This window comes from bacterium (assembly GCA_016124905.1).
In the GTDB taxonomy this organism is placed as follows: Bacteria; Pseudomonadota; Alphaproteobacteria; order Rickettsiales; family RI-342; genus RI-342.
In genome coordinates, this window is sequence record WGMV01000006.1 from 22,577 (window position 1) to 34,465 (window position 11,889).

The window sequence follows — 11,889 nt, forward strand, 5'->3', positions numbered from 1 at the left end:
TATTTGCATGCCAGATTTTGAGCTATTGCTGAGCGAAAATAAGCGGCCATTTTGCAGGCATAGTGGCGCTACGTCAAAAAATGGCCGCTTATTTGCAGCCGGAAAGAGCCAAAAGATGGCTTGTAAATATTCCTCAACTGAGCCTCAACAGAGACAATTTGCATGATCAAGAAACTGCTCATTGCCAATCGTGGGGAAATTGCCGTCCGCATCATGCAGACGGCGCGCCGCCTGGGCATCGCCACCGTGGCCGTTTATTCCGAGGCCGACACCAGCTCCCTCTTCGTCCAGATGGCGGATGAGGCGGTCTTCATCGGCCCGTCGCCTTCCACGCAAAGCTACCTGAACATTCCGGCCATCGTGAATGCCATCCGCCAGACGGGTGCGGACGCTGTGCATCCCGGTTACGGCTTTCTGTCTGAGAACACGGAATTCTGCAAAGCCGTGGAGCAGGAAGGCGCGATTTTTATCGGCCCCTCCGCCACCGCCATCAAACAGATGGGCGACAAACTTGAAGCCAAGAAAATCGCCAAACAGGCGGGGGTCTCCATCCTTCCCGGCAGCCAGGGCGCCGTGGACGGCATGAAGGAAGCCAAGCAGGTGGCTGACAAAATCGGCTACCCGGTCATGATCAAGGCCGCGGCCGGTGGCGGCGGCAAGGGTATGCGCGTGGTGTTTGAGGAGAAGGAACTGGAAGAGGGCATCCGCGGTGCGGTGCATGAAGCCGGTTCCAGCTTCGGAGACAATCGCGTCTTCATCGAGAAATTCATCACCAGCCCCCGCCACATCGAAATTCAGGTGCTGGCCGACAAATTCGGCGGCGTCGTTACGCTGGGCGAGCGCGAATGCTCCATCCAGCGCCGCCACCAGAAAGTGATCGAAGAGGCCCCAAGCCCCTTCCTCACGCCCGAAGTGCGCGAAGCCATGAGCAAGCAGGCCGTCAGCCTGGTCAAGCAGGTCGGCTATTATTCCGCCGGTACGGTGGAATTCATCATGGACGAAAACCGCAATTTCTATTTCCTGGAAATGAACACCCGCCTTCAGGTGGAGCACCGCGTCACCGAGCTCATCACCGGCATCGACCTGGTGGAGCAGATGATCCGCGTGGCCGAGGGCGAGCGCCTGCCTTTCATACAGGACGACATCAAATTCCACGGCCATGCCATCGAGGCACGCATTTACGCCGAGGACCCCACCCGCAACTTTATGCCTTCCGTCGGCCGCATCTCCCGCTATCAGGAGCCTGAGCAGATCCCCGGCATGGTACTGGATACCGGCGTTTATGAAGGCGCGGAAGTCAGCATGTTCTACGACCCCATGGTCGCCAAGCTCTGTACCTATGGCGAAAACCGCGACCGCGCCATTGACGAGATGCGTGCCGCCCTCGGGGCCTATGTCATCCGCGGCATTTCCCACAATATCGGCTTTCTGGAAGCCATCATCAACAACCCGCGCTTCGGCAAAGGCCACACCACCACCAATTTCATCGCCGAGGAATATCCCAACGGTTTCACGGGCGCGGAGCTTTCCACCGAGGCAGGCAAATGGGTGATGGTCACTGCGCTCTACATCCACTTGAAACTGCGCGAGCGCGACAGCAAAATCTCCGGCCAGCTTCCCGGCCATCCGGTCGTTTTTCTGGACCGCTGGGCCATCAAAATGGGCGACGAGGAATTCACCGTCAGTGTCTCCCCGCGTGAAAATGGTTACGACGTCAACTGCCAGGGCGAGCACATCACCATCCGCAGCCCGTGGCAAACGGGCCGCCGCCTGTTCCAGGGCACCATCAACGGCAAGCCGGTTATCATGAAGGTTCAGCCGCTGATCGAGGGCTACCGCCTGCTGTACAGCGGCTCAAGCGTGGATGTCATTGTCCGCACGCCGCGCGCCGCCGCCTATGCCAAATACCTGCCCGAAACCAGCACCGTCACGCGCCCCACGCGCCTGGAAGCGCCGATGGCGGGCCTCATCGTCTCCGTCCGCGTGAAAGAGGGCGACAAGGTCAAATCCGGCGCCGAGCTAGTAGCCATTGAGGCCATGAAAATGGAAAACCTCATCCGCGCCGAATTTCCGGCCATCATCAAATCCGTGCACATCAAACAGGGTGATTCTGTCCAGACAGGTCAAATCATGCTGGAGTTTGATCCCAACGTGCCCGAGGATGAGGAAGAAAAGCCCGCCAAACAGGCCAAGGCTGCTCCCAAAACCGGCAAAATCGGCAAGCCCGCCAACGCGGCGTAATAGGCCACGATTCATGTTTCTGTTGATGGACGCTAGGCGGCGGTGGGAGAGGCGATGCCGTTTTCCAGCCAGTGCGTATCGCGCGCCAGCTGAACGATCTTGTCGTAGAACCCATGATCCCGCAATTGCGTTTCCGGGTTGGTGATGCGCGCGCCTTCTGCGTGGTTGATTTTCGCCGCCGCCATCTCCACACCATATTCGGCCGCCTCATATGGCGAAAGACCGAGCAGCAGCCCCAGCACAAAGCCGGAATAGGCCGCATCCCCCGCGCCGACATATTTCGCATGCGGGTTGGTGATGCGCTGTGGCTTGAAGGTGGGGATTTCCAGATGCATATCGGGATAAACCATCGCCGCGCCGCGTTCGCCGCAGGTGATGTAGGCAATGGGGTAAATGTCGCGCTTATCCCTCTCGGCCACGTTCTTGCGCGCCGTGCTCAGGTGCAGGCGCAGCTCGCGCATGGCGGCCATCTCGATATCCTCGCACCACACCGCGCGTGTGGCATCATCCACATCAAAGCCATCTTCCTTGCGGAATTTCGGATACCCGGCGATGATGTCGGAAAAATCGGGCTCCAGATCGTGGTAGAACACGCCCACCAGCTCCGTGGCATTGCCCAGCACATAATCGGCGCTGCCCATCAGCCATTTGAACACATCGGCATGTTCCTTTGAATATTCCGTATCCGTCGGCAGGGCCAGCAGCAGGGGTTTGGGTTCATGCTCACCCTGACGCCAGCGGGCCGTCATCACCTTATCCATCAAGGCGGAACCATAGGTGCTTTTGCTGTCGGCGAATTTCTGCCAGCCTGCGCCTTGCACCAGGAAATACTGCGCCCGCTCCAGGTCTTCCTCGTGCAGTAGGTCGGCCTTGAGGATTTTCTCCGCATTGCCCGGCCATTTGATGATGATGCGGTTGACGGCCTTGTCGCCATCAATGGGGTTGATGACGATGGAGCGCGCGATATCGGCCTGGGACAGGGTCTCAAGCGGGATGTCGGCCACTTCGATGCCGGCTTCCCGATATTGCTGCTGAATGAGCTGTGTTTCATCCGCATAGGGATTGAATGCGGTGTATAATGTGAAATGAAAAGGCATGCCCATCTTGCGCAGGAGCAGGCCGATATTGAAGGCACTATTGCCTGTGGAGCCCCCGGGCGAATGGGTCACCGGATGGCCGTTATTGGCTTGGGGGTTTTCGCGTGCGTAACCTTCTGCCCGTTGCAGCCAGTTTAAAAACACATCGTGAGGAAAGGCCTTCTTGCCGCCGGGCTCCATGTTCAGCCCGCCAACCGTGTTGCTTGCCGTGGCACACAGATAAATATCATGCGTCACCGGCACATCGTTGATATTGATATCTTCCAGCGAGACGTCGACACCAAGACCACGGGTGAGCCCCGCAATCGAACGTCCGCGAATCTGTGTGACATCCATATCAGCCATTCTTTTGTAACCTGTAATCATTCTAAATGAGATGATTTCTACAGGATAATCGTAGCAAAATAAAGTAACGGTTCAGTTACCATGGGCATAAAATAACGCTGCAGCGCAGCAATTTCCTGGTTTCCGGCCTAGTCATCCGCCACAAAGGATGCCTGCTTGGCCACCCCCGGCTGCAGCACCGGCGGCTGGTGGGGCAGGGTGGAGGGTTCTACCCCGAGAATGGGTCCAATGCGCTCGATCAGCTGCCCAGTCATCGGCGCGGCGTTCCAGCCCGCCGTGGCATAACCGTGGGAATCCGGCGTGGCCTGAGGCTCCTCAAACATGATGATGCTCACATATTGCGGGTTGTTCATCGGAAAGGCCGAAACAAAAGAGGTGCGCAGCCGCTTGGCGTTGTAACTGCCGCCCACCGCCATGATGGCCGTGCCGGTTTTGCCGCCCACGATATAGCCCGCCACATTGCTTTTGCTGGCCGTGCCATGTTCCACCACGCTGCGCAGCAGCTGGCGCATCAGCAGTGAGGTTTGCGGGCGGAATATCTGCTCACCCACCGGCAGTTCGTCCTTCTGGTTCTTCAGCAGGCTGATGGGCAGCATGCGCCCCCCATTCACCACGGCGGAAACCCCGCGCACCATGTGCAGCGGCGTCACGGCGATGCCGTGGCCGTAGGAGGTGGTGGCCATCGTGATATCCGGCCAGTTCTGCGGCACCATCGGCTGGCCGCGCTCCGGCAGTTCGATATCCACCGGTTCAAACAGCCCGAGCTTGCGCAGATATTCCTGCTGCTTGGCCGCGCCGATCGTCTCGACAATCTTTACCGTGCCGATGTTGGAGGAATGCAGGAAGATTTCCGATGCGTTCATCAGCTTCGCCTGCGGGTGATAATCATGGATGGTGAAACGGCCATAGCGGATGGGCATGCGCGCATCGAACATGTCCGTCAACTTCACCTTGCCTTCGTTGATGGCAGAGGCAAATGTGAAGGTTTTGAAGGTGGAGCCCATCTCATACACGCCGAGCGTGGCACGGTTGAACTTTGCGTCGTTGCTGACGCGGCTCGGCTGGTTGGGGTTGAAATCCGGCAGGCTGGCCATGGCCAGTACTTCACCGGAGAAGGCGTCCATCACCACGCCTGCCGCGCCCTTGGCCTTGAATTGCTTCATGCCATCCGCCAGCACATCATGCAGCGCATATTGAATGCGCAGATCAATCGAGAGCTCCAGCGGCCCTTCGGTATTCTGCTCTTTGCCGCTCAACACCGGGTCAAGCGACTGTTCCAGCCCGGCGATGCCGTGATTATCCAGGTCCACATAGCCGATTACGTGCGCAAGCAGTTCACGGTGCGGATAAACCCGCCGCTCCTCCTGCTGAAATTCCACCCCCGGAATACCGAGCTTCATCACCTCGAACTGCTCATTCGGCGTGATATTACGTTTGATCCACACAAAACTTTTGCCCGATGCCAGCTGGTGTCGCAGATGCTCATAGGGAACATCGGGAAATACCTTGTTCAGTTTCTGCGCCGTATCGGCCGCGTCCTTGATCAGCTTGGCATCGGCATAAACGGAGGAAGTCTGCAGATTGGTGGCGAGCAATTGCCCGTTACGGTCCACGATATCCATGCGCCCGAGGATGGGCTTATGGTCCTTGCTGTTCGCCACTTTCACGACATTGTCCGAAGACGAGAACAGCGAGAGGTCCATCAGCCGGTAGGCAATAATCGAACCCGCCAGCAGCATGCCGACAATCACCAGCGCCAGCCGCTGGTGAAACCGCGCCACGGCGGCATCCACGGGGGTGGGGGTGGGGGTGTAGAGATTCTTGCGTGCGCGTTCACCGCTGGCGCGGGTGGAAGAAACGGTACGCCAGGGTTGCCAGTGCATGCTATTGGGCCTCGTCCGAAGCGCCTGCGTTCAGCACATCCCACACCGAAGCACGGCGCGTGGCCGGGGCGTCTTTCGGTGCGCGCATGGAAATATCCGGCGCGCGCATGGCAAGTTTGGGGACGGGCGCCGGTGCCGGAGCCGCCGCCATGGCAAAGCTGTTGGCCTGCGCGGCCGCCGGTGGCGTCACCGGCTTGGCCTTCTGGCCGGGTTTGTAATTGGCAAGCATCACGCTGGCCTGCTGCCCGTTTGCGGGAATGGCCGAAATGGTGATCAGCGAGGAGTGAATCACCGGCTGCATACCCGTATATTGCTCGGCCAGTTCCTTCAGCCGTTCCGGGCGGGTGATGTAGGCCCATTCGGCATCCAGCACGTGCAGCGCCTGCTGTTCCTGCTTCACCAGGTGCTTCAGGCGGCTGATATTGTCATCCGTCTGCTGCACCTTGTAGCTGAGCTGGAAGGTGAGAAAAAGCACAGCCATGATGCAGACAGCCAGCAGGCTGACGATGAGCTTAGGCATGCGTGCCTCCCGTCTGCGGAAAGCCGAAGCTCACGGGGGCATATTCCATGGCACGCAGCTTGGCGGAGCGAGAGCGGTTGTTGAGCTTTAATTCCTGCTCGCCCGCCGTCACCGCCGAGCGGGTGATAAGCCGGTAAAGAGGTGGCTTCTCCGGTTCATGCGCGGGCAGGTAGCGGTTATTCTGCGCAGCAGGCTTGCAGTGGCTTGCCATGAACTGCTTCACGATGCGGTCTTCCAGCGAGTGGAAGGTGACCACCACCAGCCGTCCCAGCGGCTTGAGCAGTTCCAGGCTGGCGGCCAGCGCGGCCTTCAATTCGTCCAGTTCCTGATTGGCGGCGATGCGAAGCCCCTGAAAGCAGCGGCTGATGGCATCCAGGCGTATTTTCTGCGGCACGGCGTTGCCGATGATCTCGGCCAGCTGCAGCGTGCGGGTGATGGGCGCGAGCGTGCGTGCTTCCACGATGGCCTTTGCCACCCGGCGGGAAAGCCTTTCTTCCCCGTAGTAATAAAACATGTCGGCCAATGCCTGCTCGCTTTCGTTATTCACCAGCTCTGCCGCGCTGGCGCTCCCTTCACCCATGCGCATATCAAGCGGACCGTCATGTTTGTACGAAAAACCACGTTCCGCCTGATCAATTTGCATCGATGATACCCCTATATCTAGCACTATTCCATCCACTTGCCCAATATTTTGTGTGTCGAGCAGGCGTTTAATCTCGCCGAATCGCCCATTCAGCCACACAAGCTTTCCCTTATGCTCGTGCTCGAGCGCATCTGCGTATTTCCTGGTGCTTGGGTCACGATCAATTCCGATCACCGTGCAATCCACATGTTCCAGTATCGCGCGGCTATATCCGCCCGCGCCGAATGTGCCATCCACGTAAACCCCGCCCGCCTTGGGCGAAAGCGCCGCCAGCATCTCGTTTTTCAACACGGGAAAATGCACCGCCTCGCTCATGCCTGGCCCCCATCTTTGGGCGCCAGGTGCAAGCGCCCACGCTCGCGCATGGCCAGCTCGCGCGCCTTGGCGGTATGCGCCGCGCAGGTTTTTGGCTCCCAGATTTCGAATAGCTGGCCTTTGCCGAGAAAGGTCACTTCATCCTTGATACCGGCGGCATGAATCAGCGATTCCGGCAGCATGATGCGCCCTTCACCGTCAAACGGAATGGAGGTGGCGGCACCCAGGATGCTCGCCGCGAACGCATCGCGCGCATCGTCATAGGGGTCCAGCGAATCGATACTCTCGCTCAACCGTTCCATGCGGCGCATGCTGCAGGCTTCCACGCAGGGGTGGATGAAGGACGGATAGGCGACGATGCCCTGAAAAATCTCCTGAACCAAAGCCTGCCGGAAACTGGCAGGAACCGACACGCGCCCCTTTTTATCGATCTTGTTGGTAAATGCTGAGAGAAACAGCGCCATAGGGGTGTCGAGGGGCCTGGAAGTTAGGGTGAGTTGAATAAGGATTCCATCATAGCATGGGATTAAGTGGGATAATATGGGATAAATTGGAAATATCTGGTTAATGAAACGGTAATGGTGGGATTTCCGATAAATAATTTTCTTATCCACACACCTATTTTACAAATAAACTCTGTGAATATAATCCGTTAGCCGTCACAGCATTGTAAAATAGACTTGCTAATAGGGCCTATCACCTAGCCGAGAGCCGTCATGCCCATTGAAAAAGCCATCACCACCGGCAAGCGTCTGAGCGCTTCCGTTCAGCGGGCCGATACAAAACTCAGAAATGGTGCGGTGTATGATTACATGGTGGAGCGGCTGGACCAGGCGCTGAAGTTGCTGAACACTCGCATTCAGGCCAATCTGGATGCATGGGTGGAGCAGGGTTCGCCGGAGTCGGTAACATTACCGGATTATGCAAATGAAAAACACGCCCTTGCGTTGCTGAAGCTTGAACTCGGCGAATGGGCCGCCGCCATGCCCGAATCCCCCGTCAAGCTGTGGGAAGCCTTCATCCCCGTTCTCTCCATATTTCCGGCTGATGCGGCAGAACAGCTGGAAATGGCCCGCGACCTCGCCTTTCAATGGGCGACCGCCTCCCAGCAACTCGGCCAGGCGGACAAGGCGATAGCCGACATCATCAAGACGCTGAACAAACAAACCGGCGTTATAATAGAATAAATACAAGCGCTATCCTCACCCCCAATAGCGGAGCGCAAAGCGCGACTGGGCGCGACTGCGCCCCGCCGCTTATTGCGGCGTAAAGCGAGCAACGCGAGCCAGCAAAAGGTGAAGCGCAAAGCGCGACTGGGCGCGACCGCGCCCCGCGCCTTATTGGCGCGTGTAGCGAGCAAAGCGAGCCAACCAAAGCGGCTTATCGACCATCTGGCAATAAAATTGCCAGATGGTCGATAAGCCGGGTTCTGTCGTGGGTGAACATTCTTCTGGGAGTGTGATTGCTCACACCCTCAAGCAGCCTACCCGGACGGTAACGGGGAAAATCATCCCGGCACGGCAAGCCGTGCACCGCCCCTATCTGGCCTTGCTGCGGGTGGGGTTTACCATGCCGCCGGCATTGCTGCCTGCGCGGTGCGCTCTTACCGCACCCTTTCACCCTTACCCCGGATAAATCCGTGGCGGTTTGCTTTCTGTGGCACTGTCCTTGGGGTTGCCCCCACCGGGCGTTACCCGGCACCCTGATTTTCTGCAGCCCGGACTTTCCTCGAGCGGGCTTGCGCCCGCCCGCGTCCACCTGACCATCTGGCGCGGGCACCATAACAGTGCTATGTCGCTGGTTCAATGACAGGAATAAATATGAAAACCCAGCCATCCACCAAAAAAGCCGAAGGTCGCGAACGCATCGCCAAACGCATGGCCCGCGCGGGCCTTTGCTCGCGGCGCGAGGCCGAGGCCTGGATTGAGCAGGGCCGCGTGAGCGTGGATGGCAAAACCATCAAAAGCCCCGCGCTGGATGTGGGGCCGGAAAGCGTTATCACCGTAGACGGCAAACCCCTGGCAGGCGCCGAGCAGACGCGCCTCTGGCTCTACCACAAGCCCCGCGGCCTGGTCACCACCAACCGCGATCCCGAAGGCCGCCCCACCGTGTTTGACCATCTCCCTCCCGGCATGCCCCGCACCATGTCCGTCGGGCGGCTGGACATGGATTCCGAAGGCCTGCTGCTGCTCACCAATGACGGCGAACTTGCCCGCGCGCTGGAGCTTCCCGCCACCGGCTGGATCCGCCGCTACCGCGTGCGCATCTACAGCACCCCTACGCCTGAAACCATCGCCAAGCTGGCAAAAGGTGTCACGGTGGAAGACGTTCGCTACGGCCCCATCAAGGTGCAGCTGGAAGACAAACCCACCCCCAAGGATCAACCTAAAGGCCGCAATATCTGGGTGAACGTAACCCTCAGCGAAGGCAAAAACCGCGAAATCCGTCGCGTGTTCGAGCATGTCGGCCACCCGGTGAGCCGCCTCATCCGCGTGGGCTACGGCGCTTTCACCCTGGGCAACCTGCCCGAAGGCCAGGTGAAAGAAATCAGCGGCAAAGTCCTGCGTGAACAATGCGGTGCATTGCTGAAAAGGACACCTAAAAAAGAATAGATCCGCTTTCTTGGCGAGGTCCGAGCCTAGAAAGCCGTCATCCCGGACTTGATCCGGGATCCAGCGGCAGAACACCAGATTGGGATGTTGGCTTTTTACCCGCTAAACGCCTTCAAAACCGAAAATAATCCGCCCGGCGGGCTCTCGGCAATAACAAACGGCTCATCATGCCGGATGCTGAGATTGCCCTGCAGCCGCATGGCCTCCATCGACGTGTAAAACAAATGCCGGATGCCTTCGCCCACATCGCTTTCCAATGGCCTTTGCGTGCGAATGGTGAGGGAGAACTGCTTCCGGCTGGATTCCGTATTGGGCAGTTCCACACCCTGCGCCCATTGCTTATAAAACCCGTCCAGCTGCATCGGCCCGAAATGCGACAGGTTGAGGTCCACCATGAACCGGTGCCCCTCCATCCCGTTCTCCGCCTTTTTCGATTGCTTGCGGAAATACATCGACACCGGCTCGATCTCATCCTGAAACCACATGGGCATCATGGCTGATTGCCAGGGCTGATCCGCCGACTGCTGCCATTGCTGCTGCAGCGTGTGCACGTCGCGCGTCAGCTTGGTAGCCAGTTCCGGGCTGCTGTGCTGAAGAATCTTCATCACCTCTTCGCCGGGCCAGTCGTCGGTTCCCTTGCCGTTTAACGCCTGCAAAAAAAACAGGCTGGCAGGCAGCAGCTTCGCGCCGATCTGCGGCAAACGCTGCTGGATGAAATGGTTCGATACCGGTGATTCCAGCTTCTGCAGCAACTGCACCGCTTCCTGCAGCGCGGGCCATCGCACATTCCCATCTTGCGGTAAGGGCAAACTCGGCTGCAGGGATACCGCATTCGGCAGGGGCATGAATTCCACCGCCAGCCCCATGCCCGGTGGCGGCGCGGGCAGCGGCATGGTCTGCCACGTGCCGACGGGTGTGGCCATGCTGCTGTTGGGAAGCGCCGCCGTTGCCGCCGCCTGTGTGGGCACGGGTGTGCCCGCCACGGAAGGGGTAGCCACGGGTGTTACAGGCCAAAGGTTTGGCGGCAGCGAAGGTGTGGCGGCAAAGGATGGGGCAGGCGGCATGCCTGCAGGTGAAGCGGTGCCGGTCATTGGGTTCGGTACGGCAGCCATGGCGGGTGTCGTAGCGGGAACGGCATTCGCTGCGGGCAACGGGCTTCCGCTCTGCGCTGCCACTGGTGCGGCGGGAAGCGGCGTGGCGGTGGCGACGACTTGCCCCGGCACAGCGGCAGGCTGTGTGGCTGGTTGCATGCCGGGTGAAATGGTCGCCTGACCGGGCGCGGGTGCAAATGGCAGGGCAGCTGCCGTGCCTAGCTGCGGTACGGTCGGTAACGTGCTTTGCGGCATACCGGGCAGGGAAGGCATAAGCGGCGCGGCCATGGCAGGCGGTGCGGGCATGCCGGGTTGCGCACCGCCCGGCAGCGGCGCTTGCACGGTGGGCATGGCGGTGGTTTGGCCCGACTGCACCGGCATGGTAGCCATAGCGGGCGAGGAGGAGGCCGGCATGGTCGGCGCAGGCACAAAGAATACCCGCATCAGCAATTGCATGCCGGGGCTCAGCACCGCAGGTAGGCGCGGTTGCGCCGTGGCCGCAGCGGGCAGGGAAGCCTGCATAACGGGCATCTGCTCCACGAATTTTTGCCACGCCTGCTGCTGCGGCGCATCCGCTTCCATCAGCTGCGCGGGCGCCACCAATACGGGCTTCACCCCACCTGGCAATGGCATATCCAGCGGCACGGGTGGTTTCAGTTTATTGTACGGAAGGGCCGTGGTGGTGGTCGGCAGCGGAATCTCCACCTCACCGGGCGTGATGATGGCAGGCGGCGTGCCCTTGCTGGTGGTGGCTTCCATCAGCTTTTCCACCGGCACGCTGGCCACGCTCACAAGCCGCGCGGCCAATCCCTGCGGTGTACGTTCAAGCTTCACTTCCACCGGCGTGTTGGGCTGCAAAAACTGCTGCAGTTGCGGTGGTGGCTTCAGGGTGATGGTGCCTTGCGGCAGGCTCAGGCGCACCGTTTCGCTGCCGCCCGCGCCCGGCCGGTTGACGGGCGATTGCGGGTTCAGCGGGTCGCGCGGCGTAACGATGGCATCCAGGATTTTACCGATGGGCAAATCGGTCGGCAAATCCCCAACGGGCATGCCCGGCTGCCCGGCAATCTGCGTCTGCAGCTGCGTCAACTGGCCGCTGATATTGGTGATGGCCAGCAGCGGTAACGGGGCGCTGACCATACGCG

Annotated in this window: 9 protein-coding genes and 1 other RNA gene; 3 read left to right on the forward strand and 7 right to left on the reverse strand. The window is 59.6% G+C overall.

Annotated elements, in window-relative coordinates; translation table 11 throughout:
* Positions 1 to 162 precede the first annotated feature (162 nt).
* Complete coding sequence (locus tag GC177_01395) at positions 163 to 2,241, forward strand: acetyl-CoA carboxylase biotin carboxylase subunit (protein ID MBI1274609.1); 2,079 nt, start codon at positions 163 to 165, stop codon at positions 2,239 to 2,241.
* A 32-nt stretch (positions 2,242 to 2,273) separates the two neighbouring features.
* Here the strand turns inward: GC177_01395 and GC177_01400 are convergent, their stop codons facing one another.
* From GC177_01400 to mraZ, 5 genes are all read right to left on the reverse strand, one after another.
* Entirely contained in the window at positions 2,274 to 3,704 is a 1,431-nt protein-coding gene (locus tag GC177_01400) for a hypothetical protein (protein ID MBI1274610.1), read from the reverse strand.
* Positions 3,705 to 3,811: 107 nt separating this feature from the next.
* Entirely contained in the window at positions 3,812 to 5,566 is a 1,755-nt protein-coding gene (locus GC177_01405; GenBank protein MBI1274611.1) for a penicillin-binding protein 2, read from the reverse strand.
* A gap of 1 nt (position 5,567) precedes the next feature.
* A complete protein-coding gene (locus tag GC177_01410) occupies positions 5,568 to 6,086 on the reverse strand; it encodes a hypothetical protein (GenBank protein MBI1274612.1) in 519 nt (172 codons plus the stop codon).
* A complete protein-coding gene (gene rsmH, locus GC177_01415) occupies positions 6,079 to 7,044 on the reverse strand; it encodes a 16S rRNA (cytosine(1402)-N(4))-methyltransferase RsmH (GenBank protein MBI1274613.1) in 966 nt (321 codons plus the stop codon). Before rsmH ends, GC177_01410 begins: the two co-directional genes overlap by 8 nt.
* The gene (gene mraZ, locus GC177_01420; GenBank protein MBI1274614.1) at positions 7,041 to 7,508 is read right to left on the reverse strand and encodes a division/cell wall cluster transcriptional repressor MraZ; all 468 of its coding nucleotides are present in this window, start codon (positions 7,506 to 7,508) and stop codon (positions 7,041 to 7,043) included. Before mraZ ends, rsmH begins: the two co-directional genes overlap by 4 nt.
* A gap of 252 nt (positions 7,509 to 7,760) precedes the next feature.
* Here mraZ and GC177_01425 point away from each other — a divergent pair, with 252 nt between their 5' ends.
* Positions 7,761 to 8,231 (forward strand): hypothetical protein, encoded by a 471-nt coding sequence (locus tag GC177_01425; GenBank protein MBI1274615.1) that lies wholly within the window; start codon positions 7,761 to 7,763, stop codon positions 8,229 to 8,231.
* A gap of 215 nt (positions 8,232 to 8,446) precedes the next feature.
* Here the strand turns inward: GC177_01425 and rnpB are convergent.
* Positions 8,447 to 8,814: RNase P RNA component class A (gene rnpB / locus GC177_01430), an RNA gene on the reverse strand.
* A gap of 35 nt (positions 8,815 to 8,849) precedes the next feature.
* On the opposite strand from rnpB, the gene GC177_01435 reads away from it, so the two are divergent.
* Positions 8,850 to 9,656, forward strand: coding sequence for a pseudouridine synthase (locus GC177_01435; GenBank protein ID MBI1274616.1), 807 nt, complete (start codon positions 8,850 to 8,852; stop codon positions 9,654 to 9,656).
* A gap of 95 nt (positions 9,657 to 9,751) precedes the next feature.
* Here the strand turns inward: GC177_01435 and GC177_01440 are convergent, their stop codons facing one another.
* Positions 9,752 to 11,884: a hypothetical protein gene (locus GC177_01440; GenBank protein MBI1274617.1), complete on the reverse strand. Its 2,133-nt coding sequence runs from the start codon at positions 11,882 to 11,884 to the stop codon at positions 9,752 to 9,754.
* Positions 11,885 to 11,889: the final 5 nt, after the last annotated feature.

Excerpts from the sequence above, each read along its gene's own strand:
- GC177_01395 (MBI1274609.1), top strand. The coding sequence starts at position 163 with ATGATCAAGAAACTGCTCATTGCCAATCGTGGGGAAATTGCCGTCCGC.
- GC177_01425 (MBI1274615.1), top strand. The coding sequence starts at position 7,761 with ATGCCCATTGAAAAAGCCATCACCACCGGCAAGCGTCTGAGCGCTTCC.
- rsmH (MBI1274613.1), bottom strand. The coding sequence starts at position 7,044 with ATGAGCGAGGCGGTGCATTTTCCCGTGTTGAAAAACGAGATGCTGGCG.
- GC177_01435 (MBI1274616.1), top strand. The coding sequence starts at position 8,850 with ATGACAGGAATAAATATGAAAACCCAGCCATCCACCAAAAAAGCCGAA.
- GC177_01440 (MBI1274617.1), bottom strand. The coding sequence starts at position 11,884 with ATGGTCAGCGCCCCGTTACCGCTGCTGGCCATCACCAATATCAGCGGC.
- mraZ (MBI1274614.1), bottom strand. The coding sequence starts at position 7,508 with ATGGCGCTGTTTCTCTCAGCATTTACCAACAAGATCGATAAAAAGGGG.
- GC177_01400 (MBI1274610.1), bottom strand. The coding sequence starts at position 3,704 with ATGATTACAGGTTACAAAAGAATGGCTGATATGGATGTCACACAGATT.
- GC177_01410 (MBI1274612.1), bottom strand. The coding sequence starts at position 6,086 with ATGCCTAAGCTCATCGTCAGCCTGCTGGCTGTCTGCATCATGGCTGTG.
- GC177_01405 (MBI1274611.1), bottom strand. The coding sequence starts at position 5,566 with ATGCACTGGCAACCCTGGCGTACCGTTTCTTCCACCCGCGCCAGCGGT.